General features: G+C 69.0%; 19 protein-coding genes. 9 read left to right on the top strand and 10 right to left on the bottom strand.

Annotated features, from left to right (window positions below; translation table 11 throughout):
• The first annotated feature begins 143 nt into the window (after positions 1-143).
• Positions 144-2,522, top strand: a complete 2,379-nt coding sequence (locus JWQ81_RS28900) for a DEAD/DEAH box helicase (RefSeq protein WP_297546478.1) — start codon at positions 144-146, stop codon at positions 2,520-2,522.
• Between the two features lie 3 nt (positions 2,523-2,525).
• On the opposite strand, the gene JWQ81_RS28905 is transcribed toward JWQ81_RS28900, so the two are convergent.
• The 8 genes from JWQ81_RS28905 to ssd form a co-directional block, all read right to left on the bottom strand.
• Positions 2,526-3,146: a DNA primase gene (locus tag JWQ81_RS28905; RefSeq protein WP_297546480.1), complete on the bottom strand. Its 621-nt coding sequence runs from the start codon at positions 3,144-3,146 to the stop codon at positions 2,526-2,528.
• A 428-nt stretch (positions 3,147-3,574) separates the two neighbouring features.
• Positions 3,575-3,976, bottom strand: a complete 402-nt coding sequence (locus JWQ81_RS28910) for an Rv3654c family TadE-like protein (protein WP_297546482.1) — start codon at positions 3,974-3,976, stop codon at positions 3,575-3,577.
• Positions 3,963-4,328 carry a TadE family type IV pilus minor pilin gene (locus JWQ81_RS28915; protein ID WP_297546483.1) on the bottom strand — a complete coding sequence of 122 codons (366 nt, stop codon included), beginning with the start codon at positions 4,326-4,328 and terminating at the stop codon, positions 3,963-3,965. The genes JWQ81_RS28910 and JWQ81_RS28915 overlap by 14 nt, the downstream gene beginning before the upstream one ends.
• The gene (locus JWQ81_RS28920; RefSeq protein ID WP_297546594.1) at positions 4,328-4,480 is read right to left on the bottom strand and encodes a DUF4244 domain-containing protein; all 153 of its coding nucleotides are present in this window, start codon (positions 4,478-4,480) and stop codon (positions 4,328-4,330) included. Before JWQ81_RS28920 ends, JWQ81_RS28915 begins: the two co-directional genes overlap by 1 nt.
• A gap of 81 nt (positions 4,481-4,561) precedes the next feature.
• Positions 4,562-5,155, bottom strand: coding sequence for a type II secretion system F family protein (locus JWQ81_RS28925; RefSeq protein WP_297546485.1), 594 nt, complete (start codon positions 5,153-5,155; stop codon positions 4,562-4,564).
• Positions 5,149-5,928: a type II secretion system F family protein gene (locus JWQ81_RS28930; RefSeq protein WP_297546487.1), complete on the bottom strand. Its 780-nt coding sequence runs from the start codon at positions 5,926-5,928 to the stop codon at positions 5,149-5,151. The genes JWQ81_RS28925 and JWQ81_RS28930 overlap by 7 nt, the downstream gene beginning before the upstream one ends.
• Positions 5,922-7,115 carry a TadA family conjugal transfer-associated ATPase gene (locus JWQ81_RS28935; RefSeq protein ID WP_297546489.1) on the bottom strand — a complete coding sequence of 398 codons (1,194 nt, stop codon included), beginning with the start codon at positions 7,113-7,115 and terminating at the stop codon, positions 5,922-5,924. Before JWQ81_RS28935 ends, JWQ81_RS28930 begins: the two co-directional genes overlap by 7 nt.
• The gene (gene ssd, locus JWQ81_RS28940) at positions 7,112-8,197 is read right to left on the bottom strand and encodes a septum site-determining protein Ssd (RefSeq protein WP_297546491.1); all 1,086 of its coding nucleotides are present in this window, start codon (positions 8,195-8,197) and stop codon (positions 7,112-7,114) included. The genes JWQ81_RS28935 and ssd overlap by 4 nt, the downstream gene beginning before the upstream one ends.
• Positions 8,198-8,748: 551 nt before the next feature.
• On the opposite strand from ssd, the gene JWQ81_RS28945 reads away from it, so the two are divergent.
• The 6 genes from JWQ81_RS28945 to JWQ81_RS28970 all read left to right on the top strand — a co-directional run bounded on the left by JWQ81_RS28945 (position 8,749) and on the right by JWQ81_RS28970 (position 17,193).
• Complete coding sequence (locus tag JWQ81_RS28945) at positions 8,749-9,603, top strand: HAD family phosphatase (protein ID WP_297546493.1); 855 nt, start codon at positions 8,749-8,751, stop codon at positions 9,601-9,603.
• A gap of 553 nt (positions 9,604-10,156) precedes the next feature.
• On the top strand, positions 10,157-11,974 hold the full coding sequence (locus JWQ81_RS28950; RefSeq protein WP_297546495.1) for a glycoside hydrolase family 3 protein: 1,818 nt from the start codon (positions 10,157-10,159) through the stop codon (positions 11,972-11,974).
• 10 nt (positions 11,975-11,984) lie between these two features.
• On the top strand, positions 11,985-13,244 hold the full coding sequence (locus tag JWQ81_RS28955) for a DUF1343 domain-containing protein (RefSeq protein ID WP_297546497.1): 1,260 nt from the start codon (positions 11,985-11,987) through the stop codon (positions 13,242-13,244).
• A 13-nt stretch (positions 13,245-13,257) separates the two neighbouring features.
• Positions 13,258-15,027 carry a serine hydrolase gene (locus tag JWQ81_RS28960; RefSeq protein WP_297546498.1) on the top strand — a complete coding sequence of 590 codons (1,770 nt, stop codon included), beginning with the start codon at positions 13,258-13,260 and terminating at the stop codon, positions 15,025-15,027.
• Between the two features lie 286 nt (positions 15,028-15,313).
• The gene (locus JWQ81_RS28965) at positions 15,314-16,240 is read left to right on the top strand and encodes a MurR/RpiR family transcriptional regulator (protein WP_366942345.1); all 927 of its coding nucleotides are present in this window, start codon (positions 15,314-15,316) and stop codon (positions 16,238-16,240) included.
• A gap of 23 nt (positions 16,241-16,263) precedes the next feature.
• Positions 16,264-17,193 (top strand): N-acetylmuramic acid 6-phosphate etherase, encoded by a 930-nt coding sequence (locus tag JWQ81_RS28970; protein WP_297546500.1) that lies wholly within the window; start codon positions 16,264-16,266, stop codon positions 17,191-17,193.
• A 78-nt stretch (positions 17,194-17,271) separates the two neighbouring features.
• Here the strand turns inward: JWQ81_RS28970 and JWQ81_RS28975 are convergent, their stop codons facing one another.
• The gene (locus tag JWQ81_RS28975) at positions 17,272-18,003 is read right to left on the bottom strand and encodes an oxidoreductase (RefSeq protein ID WP_297546502.1); all 732 of its coding nucleotides are present in this window, start codon (positions 18,001-18,003) and stop codon (positions 17,272-17,274) included.
• 34 nt (positions 18,004-18,037) lie between these two features.
• Positions 18,038-18,535: a phosphoribosyltransferase gene (locus JWQ81_RS28980; protein ID WP_366942346.1), complete on the bottom strand. Its 498-nt coding sequence runs from the start codon at positions 18,533-18,535 to the stop codon at positions 18,038-18,040.
• 96 nt (positions 18,536-18,631) lie between these two features.
• On the opposite strand from JWQ81_RS28980, the gene JWQ81_RS28985 reads away from it, so the two are divergent.
• Both JWQ81_RS28985 and acs read left to right on the top strand, forming a co-directional pair.
• A complete protein-coding gene (locus JWQ81_RS28985) occupies positions 18,632-19,216 on the top strand; it encodes a GNAT family protein (protein WP_297546506.1) in 585 nt (194 codons plus the stop codon).
• A 111-nt stretch (positions 19,217-19,327) separates the two neighbouring features.
• Positions 19,328-21,316 carry an acetate--CoA ligase gene (gene acs, locus JWQ81_RS28990; RefSeq protein ID WP_297546508.1) on the top strand — a complete coding sequence of 663 codons (1,989 nt, stop codon included), beginning with the start codon at positions 19,328-19,330 and terminating at the stop codon, positions 21,314-21,316.
• Positions 21,317-21,340: the final 24 nt, after the last annotated feature.

Below are 21,340 nucleotides of genomic sequence, written 5' to 3' on the forward strand. Positions count from 1 at the left end.
TGGCAAGGCGTCCCGATAGAGATACGTTCGGTGATGTTGTGACCCTGCTCACTGAACCGATTTTTCCAGGCCTGACACGGTCTTCACGCACCTCGGCGCGGCTGGCGCGCGGGACTGTCGGTGCCCTGTGCTTAAGTCGGGTGGTGGACGGCGCCGCGGACGGGACCAGGGGGCAGCGCCTCTTGCGACGGGTCACCGCGGGCATCCCCGCCGAGGACAGTCCGATCACCCATGTAGCCCAGTTGCCGGCGCGGTCCGCCGAGTTCGGCGAGTGGCCACGATGGGCGGAGCCTTCGGTCGTGCGGGCCCTGCAAGCCGGTGGCGCGCCGCGTCCGTGGGCCCATCAGGTCGAGGCCGCGTCACTCGCGTTCGAGGGCAAGCACGTGGTGCTCTCGACCGGTACCGCGTCCGGGAAGTCTCTCGCCTACCAGCTGCCGATCCTGACGAACCTGATGACCGACGAGCGCGCGTGCGCGCTGTACCTGTCCCCCACGAAGGCACTCGGGGCGGACCAGTTGCGGTCCGTGTCCTCTTTGGAGCTGCCCGGCACCCGCCCGGCCTCGTTCGACGGTGATACGCCGATGGCCGAGCGCGACTGGGTCCGGGCGCACGCGCGCTGGGTTTTCACCAATCCGGACATGCTCCATCGCGGCATCCTGGCCGGGCACGCCCGGTGGTCCAGGTTCTTCCGCCGGTTGTCCTATGTGGTCGTCGACGAGTGCCACAGCTACCGCGGGGTGTTCGGCTCCCACGTGGCGCTACTCCTCCGCCGGTTGCGCCGGATGGCGGAGCACTACGGTTCGTCACCGGTGTTCGTGCTGGCGTCGGCGACAACGTCGAACCCCGCCGAGTTCGCGACGGTCCTGTCCGGCGTGGACTGCACGGCCGTCACCGAAGACGCCTCGCCCCGTGGCGCGCGCACGGTCGCTCTGTGGGAACCGCCGCTGCTCAAGGAACTGGCCGGGGAGAACGGCGCGCCCGTTCGCCGGTCCGCGGGCGCCGAGGCTTCGCGGATCCTCGCCGAGCTGGTCGTCGAGGGCGCGCGGACGCTGGTGTTCGTCCGCTCCCGGCGGGGTGCCGAGCTGACCGCGCTCGCTGCCGGCCGCCTCTTGTCCGAAGTGGACAGTTCGCTGCCCCGGCTGGTCGCCGCCTACCGGTCCGGATACTTGCCAGAAGAGCGCCGGGCGCTGGAATCGGCTCTCCTGGAAGGCCGTTTGCTGGGCGTGGCAACAACAAACGCGCTCGAGCTCGGCGTCGACATCGCGGGGCTGGATGCGGTCGTGGTCGCCGGTTACCCCGGCACGCTGGCGTCGTTCTGGCAGCAGGCCGGTCGGGCAGGCCGAGCCGGTGACGCGGCGCTCGTGGTGTTCGTCGCCCGCGACGATCCACTGGACACCTATCTGGTGCACCACCCGGCGGCGATCCTGGACAAACCGGTCGAAGCCGCGGTGCTCGATCCGGCCAATCCTTATGTGCTCGGGCCGCAGCTCGCGTGCGCCGCCGCCGAGCTACCGCTGAGGAACGACGAGCTGCCCACTTTCGGCGGGGAGGCGGCACGTGCCGTGCTGGACTCACTGGTGGCGGACAACGTGCTGCGCCGACGGCCGAGCGGGTGGTACTGGACGGCCAGGGATCGCCCGCAGCACGACGTCGACATCCGAGGCTCGGGCGGCGAGCAGATCGCCGTGGTCGAAGCCGATTCCGGGCGAATGCTGGGCACGGTGGACCCGGGCTCGGCGAGCTTCGCGGTCCATCCCGGCGCGGTCTACCTCCACCGCGGCGAGTCCTATGTGGTCGACGCGCTGGACTTCGAGGCCGGGCTCGCACTGGTGCACGCGGAAGACCCCGACTGGAACACCATGCCCCGCGAAGTCGTGGACATCACCGTGCTGAACACGTTACAGCGCAACGACTACGGCGGAGTGAGCGTCTGTCTCGGTGAAGTGGCCGTCACCTCGCAGGTGGTGGGCTACCTGCGCCGCCGCCACTCGGGGCAGGTGCTCGACCACGTGGCGCTCGACCTGCCGGAACAGGCCCTGCGCACCAGGGCTGTCTGGTACACGATCAGTGCTGACCTGCTGGGGACCGGGGAAGGTGTTGGCAGGGCACCGGGGAGCGCCGGATTGATTCCGGCGCGTGTCCCCGGTGCCCTGCATGCCGCCGAGCACGCGGCGATCGGCCTGCTACCGCTTTTTGCCACGTGCGACCGATGGGATATCGGCGGCGTGTCCACCGCGTGGCACGAAGACACCGGGGAGGCGACGGTGTTCGTGCACGATGGCCATCCCGGGGGTGCGGGATTTGCCGACCGCGGGTTCGCCGCGGTATTCCCATGGTTGCGCGCAACGCGGGAGGCGATCGTCTCCTGCGAGTGCCCGACGGGTTGCCCGTCCTGCGTCCAGTCGCCGAAATGCGGGAACGGCAACGATCCGCTGGACAAGGCGGGGGCAGTGGCCGTGTTGGAAACCGTGCTCGGGGCTTTGCGTCAGCACGGAGTCCACCATGGCCACCTTGATGATTGAGGACTAAGCAGCCGAGGATTCGACCAGCAGCGAGGCCCGCTCTCCGGCGAGTGCGCGGACGAGCACCTCGTGGACAGCGGCGGCCTCGGGCAGCTGCCAGCCCCAGACCTCCGGCTTGACCCGCCAGTGCACGACCCCGTGCTGGAACGGGGTGGGCGGCAAGGGGATCCAGCTGTCGGTGCCGTGCCACTGGATCGAGGCGTCGGCGGCGAGCTCCGCGGGGATCCGGTCGCCGACCGTGGTGAGGAACAGCCAGCGGCCGTTGGGCAGCGCCACGATCGGCGCCGGGTGGCCGGTGGCCCGCAGCAGCTTGGCCGCGCGGCGGCCCAGGTCGTCGTCGACCTCGATGGCATCGAGCACGGTGCCGGTGGCGACGAGCAGGCTGCGGGTCTTGCCGGTGAACCAGGTCGCGACCTCGTGCGGGTTTGTCCCGATCAGCTCACGCCAGTTCTCCTGGGTGGGCACCGGGCTGCGCCAGGACAGCTCGTCGTCCTCGCCGCGCACCGGGGCCGGGTAGGTACCCGGCAGCACCGGCCAGCCGCGCCAGGCGAGACCGATGGCCTCTGCCCGCAGCTCGATGCGGAAGGCGCCTCGCCAGCTATCCGGCCAATTCGCGTCCAACATGGTTTTCCTTGCCTCCTGCACAACGACCACGACCGCCAGCTGCTGCTGGCCACCACTGCTTGTTCAACTGCTGTTGTGTGTCAGCCACCAACTGCTTCCCGTGGCGTACATCTCAATAAACGGCAAGTTGCACTCTGCCGATAGACCTAGGTCGACAACCGGTAGTTAAAGACCGGTGAACGCGCAGTAGCGCACCCGCGCGACCGAACCCGGCCAACCGATCGTCCGGCGAGAGCGACCAATTCCTGGCCGCTCGTCGCTGACCGGGCCTTACCCCACACTTTCGTCAGTGCGCGCAGGGTTAATGACGTATCTTGGCCTGCACCAGGGCAAAGACCGGCTACCGTTCGGCGCTCGTGAGCGACCGTTGCTCGTGGATCTTGGTTCTGACCGGGCGTCGAGCAGGTCACGATGAACGGTCGAGACGATCACTGGCGCGGATGAACAGCGGGGCCGGCCCTCGCCCGAGCACCCACCGAGCCGAAGTTCAGCGGTACGCCCGGGGCCGACGCACTCACCTCGACCAGGGCATCGTCGGCGTCCAGCCGGCAGCCGACCAGCCGCGTCGCCATTCGTTCGGCGACCAGCCGGGCAAGATCGCAAGCCGGCCCGGAGCCGCGGTGGGCGACTCCGGCCGCCGCCAGTGCGGCCAGATCGGCGGCTCCCTCTGCCCGGTGGCGGGCGATCGCGGCCGAGCCGAGCCAGAACGCGAACGCCACGACGCAGAGCAGTGCCGTAACAGCGATCGCGGTCCAGATGGTCGCCGCGCCGCGCTCCTGGTCCGCCCGTGTCTCGGCCGGTGTCTCGGCCGGTGTCTCAGCCCGTGTCATGACCGGCTCCCACTCCCGGTTCGAGGACTGCGAAGGCCTCGCCCCGCAGGTGCACCCCCGGCAACAGACCACCCGCCGGCTCGGCGAGTACCTCGACCTCAAGGGTGTCGCCGACGGCGTGCACCGCGAGCCTGGCGCCGCCCGGCGCGAGATTGTGCACGGCGTCCTCCGCAAGCTGCCGTTGGCCGCGAGAAAGCAGCCGGGCGGCTTCACGAGCGGCGTCGGTGCAGCCCAGCTGGCCGAACAGCGCGGCCACCCCGGCCAGCAGGACGGCGAACACCGCGACCAGCGCGCAGAGCGAGATGGCGGCCTCGACCGTCACCGCTCCGCGCTCACCGGCCGGCCCGGACATCAGGACTTCACCGAGAGCGCGTGCTCGACCAGGCCGGTCAACGTGCTGACCACCGAGTCACCGGTCAGGACGGTGTAGAGCACAAAAGCGAAGGCCGCGGCCGCGATGGTGCCGATGGCGTACTCGACCGTACTCATTCCTGCGTCGCTCATTCCTGCGTCGCCCGTCCAGTCGTCCGGTCTTCGAGGTGTGGTTGTCTGCATTTCGGGTCCTTTCGGTGGAGATCTGAGTTGTCAGGTCAAGATCGAGAGGCGGCCGGCGAACCCGAGGACCACCGGAACGACCCCCAGACAGAAAAATGCGGGCAGGAAACACAGGCCCAGTGGCGCGGTGATCAGGACGCCTGCCCGTTGCGCCTTCGCCTCGGCCTGGTCGTCCACCGTCGCGCGCAGCCGTGCCGACAGGTCGGCGGCCACCGCGGCCAGCGCGGTGCCCGAGCGGGCCGTCCTGGTCGCGGCCCTGGCGAGTTCGCCGACCTCGGCACAGGCACGGACCGGAGCCCACGCGTCGGCGGGTTCGGCGCCGAAAGCGAGCAGGTCGGCCGTCGAGCGCAGCGCCGCGCCAACTCGGGCAGGGGCACCACCGGCCACCGCACGGACAGCGGCCTGAACGGGTAGCCCCGCTCGCAGGCAGGACGCCAGGAGATCAAGGCTCGCGGCAAGCCTCAGTGCGGCCGTTGCCGGGTTTTCACGATCAGGCTTCCGAGCTGCCTTTCGCGGCCTTCGGGCGACCGCCCGCGGGCGAAGCCGGTCGAGACGTGAAGCGGACCCGATGGGGACGATCAGCAAGGCCAGCGCCAGCACGGCTATCCCGGCGGCGGTCACCATGGCGTCACCTGCGCGGTCAATCTCGCGCTCCACGCCATGCCGGCGCAGATCAGCCCGGATCCCGCCAGGAGAAGTACGTTCCCGGGCGACGTGGTGACCAGGATCCGCAGCGGACCCGCTCCCATGGCCTCGCCGAGCGCGATCCCGACGAACGGCAGCAGGACAAGGATCGACGCGCTGGCCCTCGGTCCCGCCATGCCCGCGCGGGTTCGGTTCACGAAGCGGGCGGCGGCGTCGAGATCGCGGCGGACCGCGTCGAGTACGTCCGCCATCGGCAGACCGTGCTGGCCGGCGAGTGTCCACGCCGTCGTGAGCCGAGCGAGTGCGCCGGAACCGGTCACCACACCGAGCCCTGCTGAGGCGGCTGCGGCGCGTAGGGCTTTCGCAGCCTTCGGCGCAGCCTCGGCAGCTGCGGCGTCCGCTGCCGCCGAGGGGTGCGCTCCGGCCCGCAATTCGGCGACCATCGTCCGGAGAGCCTCAGCCATCGCCTCGGCTTCGGACACCCGCAGCGCGGCGCGGCGGCGGTCGCGCCACCGGCGCCAAGCCGGCCAAACCACTAAAGCGGCAGCGAGAGTGGAAACGGGTTCGAACACGAGTCCAGCGACCACGACAGCTACCACAGCCGAACCGACAAACAGCCGACGTGCTCGCGGCGTGAGGCGGCGCGCCGGAGCGGAACGATCACCGCGCAGTTCCGCCAGCCTGACTCCCGGCCGACGCACCGGCAGACAGCACAGGCCCGAACCGCAGAGCAGCAAGACCTGGGTCACCACGGCGCCGGCTCCTCGAACGCATCGACGAACAGCTCGACACCCCGGGCTTTGAACAACGACGTCAGCAAGGCCTTCCGCGACGTCCAATGCCCGGCGCGCCACACCGTCGCCACCGCAGTGCCCGCGGTACCGCGATGGACGACTCCGATCTCATCGAGCCGCCGCAGCCCGCCCGGCCCCCGGCGCATGTGGAGCACGATCTGCACGGCCGCAGCGAACTGGCTCTGCAGGGCACCGCGCGGCAGGCCGCCGAGCGACGCTAGCGCTTCCAATCTCGCCGGCACCTCCGCCGGTGAATTGGCATGCAGCGTGCAAGCGCCGCCGTCGTGACCGGTGTTGAGCGCGTTCAACAGTTCGCAGACTTCCCGTCCCCTGACTTCGCCGACGACGAGTCTGTCCGGGCGCATCCGCAATGCCTGCCGCACCAACTCGCGCAAAGTGACCTCGCCGGCACCCTCCACATTGGGCGGACGCGCGATCAGCCGGACGAACTGCGGGTGCGAAGGCTGCAGCTCGCCCGCGTCCTCGACGCACACGATCCGCTCGGCGGGCGAGACCTCGCCCAGCATCGCCGCCAACAGCGTGCTTTTACCCGCACCCGTCGAGCCGGTGATCAAGAACGCCAGCCTGGCCGTGATCACGGCGCGCAGCAACGCTTCCCCTTCGGCATCGAAGGTGCCGAGCCGGCGCAGCGCGGACAAATCATGCGTGGCCGGGCGCAATATCCGCAGCGAAAGGCAGGTTCCGTCCGCGGCAACCGGTGGGAGTACGGCGTGCAGCCGAATCCGCGCGTGCGGACCGGAGCCCGGCAACCACCCGTCGACATAGGGCTGAGCGTCGTCAAGCCTTCGCCCGGCCACTTGGGCGAGCCGTTGGGCAAGACGCCGCACGGCTTCCTCGTCGGTGAAGGCGAGCTCGGTCCGGCGCAGCCCGTCCCGGCCGTCGACCCAGACCTCGCCGGGGCCGGTGACGAGTACATCCGTGGTCGCCGGATCGGCGAGCAGCGGTTCGAGCAGGCCCACTCCGACGAACTCGTCGCGCAAGGTACGCAGGATCTCGAGCATGTCGTCGTGGCTGATCGCACTGCCCGCCTCGGCTCGCACGGCAGCCGCCACGGCGGCGGTGTCCGGGGTGCTTCCGGAGCCTGCCAGGCGCAAGCGCACCCGGTCGACCAGTTCCGTGTTCATATCAGCGCCCCCGGGGTGCGGGCGGCGGCGAGCACCGCGGTGGCCGCGCGCCCCAGCGGGCCGTGTGGCCGCGGCTGGAACGCACCACGCTCCACCGCCCGGTCCAGCCCGCGTTCGGCAGTCATCTGTGCTATCAGTGCCGCGCCGACGGCCTCGGCCACCTGCTCGGGTTCCAGCCCGTCGGGCGCGGGGCCGCGAGCGACCAAAGCCACCCGCCGCGCCCGGTCCCGGACACGCTCGAGGACACGTTTCGCCGCGGCACACGCACGGATCTCCGTCGGCACCACGAGCACGACCAGATCGGCACGCTCGATCGCGACCCCGGCGCCGTCACCGAGATGGCGGGACAGATCGCAGACGACGGTCCCGCCCGCGCGACGGCCGGCCTCGATCACCGCGGCGACTGCGTCACCGGTGGGGCCGGGACCCTCGCGATCGCAGGAAATGAACGACAGGCGCCCGCTGCCATGGCGCCGCTGCGGCAACGCCTCGTGCAAGGCGGACAAGGAAACCCGGCCGGAGTTGACCTTCAGCGCCGGCCATCTGACCCCGCTGTCGAGCTCGGCACCGAGCAGCAGGTCGATCCCGCCGCCGAGCGGGTCGCAGTCGACCAGCAGGCCGTTTCCGCCCTCACGGGAAACGGCCAGCCCGATCGCCGCGGCAAGCACCGAAGCTCCGGCACCGCCCCGGCCGCCGAGGACGGACACCACGCGCCCGCCTGGAGAACTCGGCCCCTCAGCGACATCGGCCAGCGCCGCGATGAGCGCGGCTTCCTCATCCGGCAGGGAAACCAGCCGCTCGACCCCGGCGGTGAACGCGTGCCGCCAGACTTCGGGGGCAGGAGTTCCCTTGCATACCAACAAAACTCCTGGCCTTCGCGGGAATGGGTACTCGCCGCGCGCCGCTTCCTCGTCGAGGATCACCAAGGGCGCCGCGGCCCATTTCGGCCTGGCCGCGAGCAGATCCGGCGCCCTTTCGGTGGCACAACCGACGGCGGCGGCCAGCCGAAGCACCTCGTCGAGCACGGCTTCGTCATTGACGACGACGAGCAGACGTTCGGCCGGCGCGGCGTCTACCGGCAATCGATTTCCGGTCAAGCGATGGTCAAGCAAGGTATGCCCCCGATTCTCCAACCGGGTGCCGACCCGGTTTCCGACGTGATTCCACAATCACGCCCGCCAACCGACCGCACAACACCCAGTTCGCCGAACTGTGGATAACCGGGGTCCTGTGGACAACCACCGCGAATGAAACGTTCGAACCACGGAACTGTCGTACCCCTCAGGCACAATCCGCGCGCGCGAGTCGGCAGGCGAATATCGGGGCGTATCGGAAAGAATGCGAAAAACGCCAGGTGGGAAAAGGGACGACCCCCGCCAGGGGGGAGGGGCGGGGGTCGTCAGGTGTTCAGTCCCGGGGGGTCGGACTGAACATGTCCGGTGAATCACCGGACCGGTTCACTCTAACTCTGACTCCCCGCCCTGACGCCATGCCGCCGTACCCACAATTCGATAACGACACCAGCAGTCGGAAGGCCGTGGCTGTGATGGATTTTCCGCCGGACGACGCCCTTTGTGGCGGTTCAACGGCACGGCGGACCTACCGCTACCGCCAGGTCTCCTATTCTGGACAGGTGGCCCAACCGAACAACACGCCTTCGCCCGCACCCGCCAGCCCCGCCGACTCCGACGGCGGACGCGGTGTCGCGGCCTTTTTCGACCTGGACAAGACGATCATCGCCTCCTCGAGCGCGCTCGCGTTCAGCAGGCCGCTCCTGCGCGAGGGGCTGATAAACCGGCGCGCGGCACTGAGAAGTGCCTACGCGCAGTTGGTGTTCTCCCTGGCCGGGGCCGACGCCGACAAGACCGAACGGATGCGTGCGGAGGTTTCCGCGCTGTGCGCCGGCTGGGACGTCGCCCAGGTTTCGGCGATCGTGGCCGAGACCCTGCACGACGTGGTCGACCCGCTGGTCTACGTCGAGGCCACCGAACTCATCGCGCGACACCGGGCCGACGGGCACGACGTGATCGTGCTGTCGGCGACCGGCGCGGAGGTGGTGGCGCCGGTCGCGGAGATGCTCGGCGCCACGCGCAGCGTGGCGACCAGGATGGAGATCATCGACGGCCGATACTCCGGCCAGGTGGACTTCTACTGCTACGGCGAGAACAAGGCCGTGGCCGCGAAGCAGCTCGCCGCGACCTACGGATACGACCTCGACGCCTGCCACGCCTACACCGATTCGAGCACCGACATCCCCCTGCTGGAGGTCGTCGGGCACCCCCACGCGGTCAACCCGGACAAGGCCCTGCGCCGCCACGCGGCCGAGCACGGCTGGCCGGTGCTGAAGTTCGACAACCCCGTCTCGCTCCGCAACCGCCTCCCGACGCCGTCGGCGGGCATCATGGCGATGGGCTTCGGGGTCGGCGCGGTCGCCGCCGCCGGGGCGACCTGGTACGGCCTTTCCCGACGAAAGCGGGATCAGGGCTGAAATCCCGAAGTTCGTTGACAGGGTTAGAAATTTTACGTCGCTGAGCGTGTCCGCGTCACTAGATCGAGCCTCTGTACCGGTGCACCCGTCCGCGCTCTTGCTGTGACCGCCATCACGGCGTAGAAAGGGGTTGCGGACATTCGGTCGGCCAGGGAGAAGGTAGAAGAGAAGCCTTCTCCACCCCGCCAAGTCTCCGTGCGCGGACTCCGGGCACCCACGCGCAGCGCGCCGCGGGAGGCTCGTCGTCTAGGGACTGCGTCGCGGGACGCCGCACGCCGAGTCCATGAAGGTACGACCAGAGTTGCACGCTTGGTCACCCGAGATGTTCGCGCTTGCAGGTGGCGCCCGTAAGCTTCGGCCGGCGGGCGCCACCAGCATGTCCGGGGCTTTCCGGTGAAAAATTCCCAGCCCCCAGTAGACCGAACGGTCGTTGACCAGCCCAGGTTCGGTGAGTAGCTTCCCGATACCGGCTCTTTCGGGTGAGAAGATTTCCGAACTGCCGGTGGTGCTGCGGTGTGGTTTTCTCACCGCGCAAGAAACTGGGAGGCTGGGGATGTCAATCCGTGCTGGGTCCACATACAGAACCGCGATCGCCGTGTCACTGGCCGGCCTGCTCGCCGTCACCGGTGCCGGGTCGGCGTCCGCGGTGAACACCCCGAAGCCCCTCGACGCCGCCGCCCAGGCCACCAGCGAGGCGATGGGCGTCCTCCATGGTCTCAGCCTCTCCGAAAAGGTCGGCCAACTGTTCGTCACCTGGGTCAACGGCAAGTCCGCCGACGAAGTGAACCCCAAGAACCAGAGCGACTTCGGCGTCGACACCCCCGCGCAGGTGATCGCGAAATACCACCTCGGCGGGGTCATCTACTTCAACAACGACTCGCGCGACAACTTTGACGATCCAGTACAGGTAGCCAAGCTGTCCAACGGGTTACAGACCGCAGCCGTGTCCAGCGGCGCGCACATCCCGCTGCAGATCGGTACCGACCAGGAGGGTGGCACGGTCACCCGGATGGGTGCACCCGCCACGGAGTTCCCGAACTCGATGGCCATCGCCGCCGGCCGGGATACGACCGCCGCGAACGCCGCCGCCACGATCCTCGGCCACGAGATCCGCGCGGTCGGCATCAACCAGGACTTCGCGCCCGACTCCGACGTCAACTCGAACCCGGCCAACCCGGTCATCGGGGTCCGCTCGTTTGCCGGGCAGCCCGGCCTCGCGAGCCAGTTCGTGACCGCGGAAGTCAAGGGCTACCAGGATTCCGGCCGGCCGGCGCAGACCGTGTCGGCCACCGCGAAGCACTTCCCCGGCCACGGTGACGCCGCCACCGACAGCCACACCGGGCTCCCCCGCATCGACCGCACCGAGGCCCAGTGGCGGGCCATCGACGTCCCGCCGTTCAAGGCCGCGATCGCCGCCGGGATCGACTCGATCATGAGCGCGCACATCCAGTTCCCGAGCCTCGACCCCTCACTCGAGCCGGCGACGCTGTCGAAGCCGATCATCACCGGCAAGCTGCGCGGTGAGCTCGGCTACCAGGGCGTGGTCATCACGGACTCCCTCGAGATGCAGGGCGTCCGGGAGCTGCACCCCGACGCCGACATCCCGGTGCTCGCGCTGCTGGCGGGCGTCGACCAGCTGCTCATGCCGGTCCACCTCGACGTCGCGATCGACTCGGTCATCGCCGCGGTGAACTCGGGGAAACTGACCGAGCAGCGCATCGACCAGAGCGTGCTGCGGATCCTCAAGCTGAAACTCAAACGAGGCATCCTCACGCATCCGTTCGTCGACACGAACGCCGTCGCGAAGACCGTGGGCATCCCCGCTCACCTCGCCCGGTCGCAGGCGATCGCGGACAGGTCCATCACCGCGCTACGCAACGACGGCGGTGTCCTGCCGCTCAAGCAGAAGCCGGTGACGGCGCTCGTCACGGGCTGGGGCGTGAGTACGACGGCAACGTTGGCGGACGATCTCACCGCTCATGGCACGAAGGCGACGGCCCTGCAGACCGGTCAGACACCGACGGCCACGCAGATCCAGCAGGCCGTTTCGGCGGCGAAGAACGCGGACGTCGTCGTCGTGCTGACGAACAACGTCGGCGCGTTCCCGCTGCAGCTGAACCTGCTCAAGGCGTTGAACGACACCGGAAAACCGGTGATCGCGGTGGCCGCGCAGATCCCCTACGACGCCGGTTACGACAACCCCGTGCAGACCTGGCTCGCGACCTACGGCTACATCAGGCCGACGCTCCAAGCGCTCACGAAGGTCATCCTCGGCGAGGCGAAACCCCAGGGAAAGTTGCCCGTTGACGTCCCCTCGGGCACCGACGTCACCACCGCCAAGTACCCCTTCGGATACGGGCTGAGCTGGTAAGGGCCGGAAAATGCCACTCAACAGACGCCGGTTCATCACGGCGAGCGCGCTGGCGACTCCCATCCTCGCGGCAGGTTCCTCGATCGCCGCCGAAGCGGCCCCAGAGCAGCGCGGGCCGGTCGTCACCGGCGCCGACACCCTCGCCGCGCAAGGCTGGCGCGCGCTCGCCGGACGCAAGGTCGGCGTCCTGTCCAACCCGACGGGCGTCCTCGCGAACCTCGACCACATCGTCGACTCGATGGTCGCCGCCGGGGTCCGCCCGGTCGCGGCCTTCGGCCCCGAGCATGGCTTCCGCGGCAGCGCGCAGGCCGGCGGTTCCGAGGGCGACTACACCGACCCGCGCACCGGCATCCCGGTGTACGACGCCTACGGGATCACCGCGTCGAAACTCGCCACGCTGTTCACCAAGGCCGGCGTCGACACCGTGGTCTTCGACATCGCCGACGTCGGCGCGCGCTACTACACCTACATCTGGTCGCTCTACACCGCGATGGTGGCCGCGGCGAAGGTCGGCGCGGCGTTCATCGTGCTCGACCGGCCGAACCCGGTGGGCGGCAAGGCTTTCGGGCCGCTGCTGCAGGCCGGGTTCACCTCCGGTATCGGCGCGAAACCGATCGTGCAGCAACACGGTATGTCCGTCGGTGAGCTCGCGCGGTTCTTCGACGGCGAGTTCCTGCCGGGCGAAGGCGTGAAGCTCGCCGAACTCCAGGTGGTGCGGACGCGCGGCTGGCGGCGTGACGAGTTCTTCGCGCAGACGGGCCTGAACTGGACGCTGCCGAGCCCGAACATGCCGACCGCCGACTCGGCATTGGTCTACCCCGGGACCGGGATGTTCGAAGGCACGCTGTTCGCCGAAGGCCGCGGCACCACCCGGCCGTTCGAGATCGTCGGCGCCCCCGGCGTGGACTGGCGCTGGCGTGAGGCGCTCGACGCGGCCGGGCTGCCCGGCGCGCGGTTCCGCGAGCTCTACTTCGTGCCGACGTTCAACAAGTTCGTCAACCAGACGTGCGGCGGCGTGCAGCTGACGGTCACCGCGCCCGCCGAGTTCGACGCCATCAAGACGGCGGTCACGATGTTCGTGACCGCGAAGAAGCTGTACCCGGCCGCGTTCGGCTGGCGCCCCGACAACTACATCGACCTGCTCTCCGGATCCGATCGGCTGCGCAAGCTGGTCGACGCCGGCGCGGGCGTCGACGAGATCGTCGGCTCCTGGCGAGCCGAGCTGGACCAGTTCGACCGGACACGTCGTCGCTATCTGCTCTACCGGTGAGGGGACGCGGGAAATGCGTGCTAAGAAGCTGCTAGTCGCGGCGCTGGTCGCGGCCACCACCTTGACCACCGCTGGAGCGAGCGCGATGGCCAGTCCGGACCGACCCGCACCCCTGCCCGCCACCGGCCGGTTCGACCAGCCGCGGACAGGGTTCGCCCCGAGCGGCACCGTGCTGCGCCAGGGCAAGCCGTCCGACGTCGGGCTGGACCCGGCACCGATCACCGCGGCCGAGCAGGCACTGAAGAACTGGACGACCACCGGCGGCGCGAACGGCCACCCGCTGTTCCCCGGTGCCGTCGGGCTGTACGCGCACGACGGCGTGGTCGTCGACAAATACGCCGTCGGGGACGCGCTCAAGTACTCCGACGCTGCCGGTGACGAGCTGCCCGCGGATCAGCAGCTCCCGATGCGGACCGACACGATCTTCGACATGGCCTCGATCTCGAAGCTGTTCACCTCGATCACGGTGATGCAGCTGGTGGAGGAGGGCAAGGTGGACATCACCGCGCCGGTGGTGCGTTACCTGCCGGAGTTCGGCGTCAACGGCAAGAGCGCGGTCACCATCGAGCAGCTGATGACCCACACCTCCGGCTTCGCGCCCGACCCGGTCCCGTCGCTGTGGGCCGGCTACCCGGACATCCCGTCGCGGCGCGAGGCCGTGCTCGACAGCCCGCTGCAGAACGCGCCCGGCACGACGTACCGCTACTCCGACCTCAACATGCTCACCCTCGGCATCCTCGTCGAGACGCTGACCGGCAAGACGCTGGACACGGTCGTGCGCGAGCGGATCACCGAGCCGCTGGGCATGAAGGACACGAGCTACAACCCGCCGGCGTCGAAGCTCCAGAGGATCGCCGCGGAAGAGTACGAGTCGAGCCCGCCGCGCGGGCTGGTGTGGGGCTCGGTGCACGACGAGAACGCGTGGTCGCTCGGCGGGGTCGCCGGGCACGCCGGGGTGTTCTCGACCGTCGACGACCTGGCCGTGCTCGCCCAGACGATCCTCAACGGCGGTGCCTACCGCGGCCACCGGATCCTGCGGCCGGGCACCGTGCGGCAGATGCTGACCGACTACAACCAGGCCTTCCCGACCGACAACCACGGGCTCGGCTTCGAGCTCGACCAGACCTGGTACATGGGCGCGCTGGCGTCGCCGGTCAGCGCCGGCCACACCGGGTTCACCGGCACCACACTGGTGATCGACCCCGAGTCGCGGTCGATCGCGATCCTGCTGACCAACCACGTCCACCCGATCCGCACCTGGGGCTCGGTCAACCCGGCCCGCGAGCTCTGGGCGACGGCGTTGGCCCGCTCGATGGCGGTGAAGCCCGCGGCGGGCCGCCAGGACTGGTTCAGCGACATCGGCAACTCCGGCACCGCCACCTTGACGACCAAACCGCTCGACACCCGTAACGGCCCACTGAACGTGTCTTACGACGCTTTCGTCGACGCGGCGGAGGGCGATTCGCTCACACTCGAGTCGAGTACGGACGGTGTGACGTGGCAGGCAGTACCAGTGAGTGCCTCAGGTCCGGGCGCGCCGGCCGGTACCGTGTCCGCTTTGTCCGGGCATGGCCATCGCTCGTGGTGGCGGGTCACGGGGGCTGTGGGTTACTCACCCCAACCTGTAACACTCCGCTGGCGTTACAACACCGACAAGAATTACACCGGCCGTGGGGTTTCGGTCGACGGGATTAAAGTCACACACCGGGGCGGGATCGTGCTAGACGGTGAGCTTCCGGGTATCTCACTCGATGCAGTCGGCTGGCAGTTGAGCTCTCGGTAACCGAGGCGACGCACTAGGCGACATCTGCACCCGTCAGCACGCGGATCGATTGCGTTCGCAGCGACAGTAAGTTGCCAAGTCGTTAACTAGAGGACGTTAACAACCCCGACCTGGTTAGCGACTTTCTTGACAACGATTAATCGCAAATCGAATCCGCAGAGACACGGATGGGTTGCGATCTCACTGAAGGGGTTGGGTAGCCTTGTCCCAAATGCCAACGGTTAGTAACTTTCCGACGGTGAGTGATGCCGAATCCGTCACGATGACGGCACCGTCCGACGCCATGATGCTGACTTCAGCGGAGCGTGACGCGGACGCGAGCCCGCTCGTCCGGATCCGCTCGCTCCTGCCCGGCCTGGCCCGCGCGGAACAGCGCGTGGCGAAGGTCGTGCTCGACGCGCCCGGCTCCGTCGCGCGCCGCAGCATCACCGAAGTAGCACTCGCCGCGAACACCAGCGAGACCACGGTGACGCGCTTCTGCAAGGCCGTCGGCGTCGGGGGGTACCCGCAGCTGCGCATCGCGCTGGCCGCGGACACCGCCCGCTCCGAGATGCGGTCGAGCCACAACCTCGGCGGCGAAATCGGTCCGGACGACGACCTCGCCGCGATCATCGGCAAGGTCAGCTACGCCGACGCCCGCGCGGTCGAGGAGACAGCCGAGCAGCTCGACGTGCCGACGCTGCAGCAGGTCATCGAGGCCGTCGCGACGGCAGGCCGGGTCGACGTCTACGGCGTCGGCGCCAGCGCCTTCGTGGCCGCGGACCTGCAGCAGAAGCTGCACCGCATCGGCCGGATCAGCTTCGCCTGGTCGGACACGCACATCATGCTGACCTCGGCGGCGGTACTGAGCCCGGGCGACGTCGCGGTCGGGGTCTCGCACACCGGCGCGACCACGGATACCGTCGAGGCGCTCCGCGTCGCGCGTGAACACGGCGCGGTGACCATCGCCGTGACCAACTTCCCGCGTTCGCCGATCACCGAGGTCGCCGACTTCGTGCTGACCACGGCGGCTCGCGAGACGACGTTCCGTTCGGGTGCGACAGCCAGCCGCATCGCCCAGTTGACCGTCATCGACTGCCTGTTCATCGGGGTGGCCCAGCGGCACATGGACGCTTCGGTCAACGCGCTGGACGCGACGAGGGATGCGGTCGGTTCGCACCGGCTCGGTGTCAGACCGGACGGCCGGCGCCGTCCCCGGGAAACCGGCAAATGACCGAATCCGAAAAAGTGAGGCGCATGATGACCGTCCCACGCCAGGTGGTGAACGTCGATTCGCCCACCGAGCAGCGCAACCCCCGGACCACCGACATCGATCTCATGCCGACCATCGGCATCCTGGGCATGATCAACGCCGAGGACCGCCGGGTGCCGGACGCGGTCAACGCCGTGCTGCCGCAGGTGGCGCGCGCGGTCGACTACGCCGTGGAAACGCTGCGCGCGGGACACCGCGTGCACTACGTGGGGGCCGGCACGTCCGGCAGGCTCGCGACGCTCGACGCGGCCGAACTGGTGCCGACGTTCAACGTGCCGAGCGACTGGTTCGTCGCGCACCACGCCGGTGGTGAGCGGGCGCTGCGCCAAGCCGTGGAAAACGCCGAGGACGACGCCTCGGCCGGAGCCGCGGAGATGCTCGACTCGGTCGAGTCCGGTGACTTCGTGCTGGGCTTGACCGCGTCGGGCCGGACTCCGTTCGTCCTCGGTGCGCTGGCCGCGGCCAGCCGCCGGGGCGCCCGGACGGGGCTCGTGTCCGGCAACCCGTCGGCCGCGAAGCCGGTGGGGGTGGACGTGCTCATCGCCGTCGACACCGGCCCGGAGGCGATCGCCGGGTCGACCAGGATGAAGGCCGGGACGGCGCAGAAGATCATCCTGACCGCGTTTTCCACGGCGACGATGATCCGGCTCGGCCGGACCTACTCCAACCTGATGGTCAGCATGCGCGCCACGAACGCGAAGCTGCGCGGACGAACCGTCCGGATCCTGCGCGAGGCAACGGGGATGAGCGCGCAGGACTGCTCCGAGGCACTGACCGAAGCGGACGGCGAGTTGAAGGTCGCCTTGGTGCACCTGCTGTCCGGGGTGGACGCCGACGCCGCGGCGCGGACACTGGCGGCCACCGACGGGCACGTCCGCAAAGCCCTCGACATGCTGCGGGTCAAAGCAAGCTGACGACCCGACGGACTCGTGAGTGTTCCGGCCGGTTAGAACGAGCCGGAACGCTCACGAGTCCTGGACGCTCGACAGCCGCTAGCTGACGGCATCCGAGATGCCTTTGGCTTCCCGTGCGCCGGTTTCCACCGCTTCACAACTGAAGAGCAGCCAGGTGCGGACGCCGTCGGGAGTGCCGGTGGCGAAGCCCTCGGCCGCGGCCGCGTACTGCCGGACGCGCCGGAAGAACGCGACCTCGGGCACGGTCAGTGCCTTGGGATCGAGCCCGGTCGCGATCATGGTCAGCCGGGCGGCGGCCCTGGCCACCACGCCGTCCGCGCTGCCGAAAGGCCGCAGCGCAAGCAATTCTCCGTGCACGACGGCTGTGAGCAACGGACCGGGCACCGACGTCGCACCCGTCACCAACTGCGCGAGCAGCTCGAGCCGGGGGCCGACGCCTTCGTCGTTCTTGGGCCTGCCAAGCACATCGGGATCCGACACCAGATCCGCGGCGGCGAGCAGGTGTATCCGCGCCAGCGCCTGAAGTGGCGCGCGCCGCCAGGTCGGCAGCAGTGATTCCAGTGCCTCGGCCACCCGCAGGGCGCCCGAGAGAATCGGGTCTGTCACGGACGCGTCGGCCGGGATTTCCGCGTCGCCGCCGTCGATGGCTGCCGAAGCCCTGGCCGCCCGTACAGACGCCTCCGCAGCTGTCGCGGAGCCGCCTCGCAGGTTCGCCGGGAGCCGATGCACCGCGAAGACGCTGTCCTGCGCGGATTTCACCGCTGCCGCAACACCTTCGAGGTCGAGCAGGGGCGCGAGCGGATCAGTCATATCGCCGCCTCAGCGGGAGAAAGTACTTCGGCGGTCACGCGTCCAGCACCTGTCCCGAACGCTTCACCAGCGGCGGCTCGGTCGACCACGGGAAGTTGATCCAGCGGTCGGTCTTACGCCAGACGTACTCGCATTTCACCGTCGAGTGCGGCTTCTCGTAGATCACCGCGCTGCGGACTTCGGCGACCTGGTTCAAGCAGAAGTCCCGCACCAGCTTCAGCGTGGCGCCGGTGTCGGCGACGTCGTCGGCGATCAGCACGGTCGCGCCGGTGAGATCGACGGCGTTCGGCACCGGCGGCAGCATCACCGGAAGTTCGAGGCGCTCGTCGACGCCGGTGTAGAACTCGACGTTCATCACGTGCAGGTTCTTGACGTCGAGGGAGTAGCCCAACGCGCCCGCGACAAACAGGCCGCCACGCGCGATCGACAGGATCAGGTCGGGCTCGAACCCGTCGTCGGCCACCGCTCGCGCGAGCTCCCTGCTGGCCGAACCGAACAACTCCCAGGTGAGCTCTTCCCGCTCTTCGGCCATGTTCATGGTGGGAGCATAAAGAACGGCAAAGTGGACTGCTGAAATGCTTCAGAATTGGCTCTACTGAACGTCCACTGCTCGACCTACGGTGGACCAGTGACCGACGAATGGAACCAGCAGCCACCCCTGCGCGGCGAGCACGTCCACCTCGAAGCACTGACGGCCGAGCACGCCGAAGGGCTGCTCAAGGCCGGTGACGATCCCGCCATCTGGACGTGGCTCAGCACACGTCAGCCTGCTGACCTCGACGGGATGCGTGCGTTCGTCGCGAAGGCGCTGTCCGACCCGGCGCGGCTCTGCTGGGTCCAGCTCGACGCGCACACCGGCGAGGTCGCCGGCACGACGTCTTACTACCAGTGGGACGCCGAGCACCGGATCGTGTCGATCGGCCACACCTGGATCGGCAAGCCGTGGCAGCGAACGGCGTTGAACACCGAGGCCAAGCTCCTGCTGCTCCGCAGGGCCTTCGGGACGCTGAACGCCGGCCGCGTCGCCTGGGAAACCGACATCAAGAACGAGCGGTCGCAGCGCGCGATCGGACGGCTCGGGGCGAAGCGAGAGGGCGTCCTGCGGGCTCATCGAATCCGGCCGGACGGCTCGGTGCGCGACACCGTCGTCTACTCCGTAACGGCCGCCGAATGGCCCTCGGTGGAGCGGGGACTCGCGGCCAGGCTCGCCTGACCGGGGCGGGAAACGGTGACCGCTCGCCTGGGCACTTCGGTCGGGGAGTACTAACGTCGTGCACACGGGCGTCAGCCGCGCATCCGCATCTTTCCCAGGAGGCCTTGCACCATGACCGAGCAGTCCCCAGGTCTGGACAACCTGCTCAACGAAGTCCGCACGTTCCCGCCGAGCACGGACTTCGCCGCGCAGGCGAACGCGAAGCCGGAGCTCTACGACGAGGCAGACGCCGACCGTGAGCAGTTCTGGGCGAAGCAGGCCGAGCGGCTGGACTGGGACACCCCGTGGACCCAGGTGCTGGACTGGACCGACGCCCCGTTCGCGAAGTGGTTCGTCGGCGGCAAGCTCAACGTCGCGTACAACTGCGTCGACAGGCACGTCGACAGCGGTCACGGCGACCAGGTCGCGATCCACTGGGTCGGCGAGCCGGGCGATACGCGCGACATCACTTACGCTCAGCTCAAGGACGAGGTCTCGAAGACCGCCAACGCACTGCTGTCACTGGGCGCGAAGGCCGGTGACGTGGTGGCCATCCAGCTGCAGATGATCCCCGAGGCCATCTTCGCGATGCTGGCGTGCGCTCGGCTGGGCGTTCTGCACAACGTCGTGTTCGGCGGTTTCTCCCCGCACGCGCTGCGCGCCCGGGTCGACGATGCCGCCGCGAAGATCATCATCACCTCGGACGGGCAGTACCGCCGCGGCAAGGCCGCGCCGATGAAGGCCAACGTCGACGAGGCGCTCGAGGGCGCGGAGACGGTCGAAAAGGTCATCGTGGTGCGGCGCACCGGCAGCGACCTCGAAGGCGAAGTGTCCTGGACCGAGGGCCGCGACCTCTGGTGGCACGAGCTGGTCGGCGGGCAGTCCGCGGAGCACACCCCCGAGGCGTTCGACGCCGAGCACCCGCTGTTCATCCTCTACACCTCCGGAACGACCGGGAAGCCGAAGGGCATTCTGCACACCTCGGGCGGGTACCTGACGCAGGCGGCGTACACCCACCACAACGTGTTCGACCACAAGGCGGGCGAGGACGTCTACTGGTGCACCGCCGACGTCGGCTGGATCACCGGGCACTCCTACATCGTCTACGGCCCGCTGGCGAACCGCGCCACCCAGGTCGTCTACGAGGGCACGCCGAACACCCCGCACGAGGGCCGGCACTGGGAGATCATCCAGAAGTACAAGGTCTCCATCTACTACACCGCGCCGACGCTGATCCGCACGTTCATGAAGTGGGGCGCGGAGATCCCGGAGAAGTACGACCTCACCTCGCTGCGCGTGCTCGGCAGTGTCGGCGAGCCGATCAACCCCGAGGCGTGGATCTGGTATCGCGAGCACATCGGCGCGGGCAAGGCCCCGATCGTCGACACCTGGTGGCAGACCGAGACCGGCGCGATCATGATCTCGCCGCTGCCGGGCGTCACGTCCACGAAACCGGGTTCGGCGCAGCGCGCGCTGCCGGGCATCTCGGCGAAGGTCGTCGGCGACGACGCGAAGGAGGTCGGCAACGGCGGCGGCGGGCTCCTCGTGCTCGACAAGCCGTGGCCGTCGATGCTGCGCGGGATCTGGGGCGACAACGACCGCTACCGCGAGACGTACTGGTCGCGTTTCGCCGACCAGGGCTTCTACTTCGCCGGTGACGGCGCGAAGTACGACGCCGACGGCGACATCTGGCTGCTCGGCCGCGTCGACGACGTGATGAACGTGTCCGGTCACCGGATCTCGACCACCGAGGTCGAGTCCGCGCTGGTGTCCCACCCGACCGTCGCCGAGGCCGCCGTCGTCGGCGCGGCCGACGCGACGACCGGGCAGGGCATCGTGGCGTTCGTGATCCTGCGCGGCAACGCCGGCGCGAGCGCGAGCGGCGAAGAAGCCGTGCAGGCACTGCGCAACCACGTCGCGAAGGAGATCGGCCCGATCGCGAAACCGCGGCAGATCCTGATCGTGCAGGAGTTGCCGAAGACGCGCTCCGGCAAGATCATGCGACGCCTGCTGCGCGATGTCGCGGAGAACCGCCAAGTCGGCGACGTCACCACCCTCGCCGACTCGTCCGTGATGGACCTCATCTCCGCCGGCCTCAACTCAGGCAAGTCCGAGGACTAGTAACCCGCACGACATGACCAGACC

Source organism: Amycolatopsis sp., from assembly GCF_025464955.1.
In the GTDB taxonomy this organism is placed as follows: domain Bacteria; phylum Actinomycetota; class Actinomycetes; order Mycobacteriales; family Pseudonocardiaceae; genus Amycolatopsis.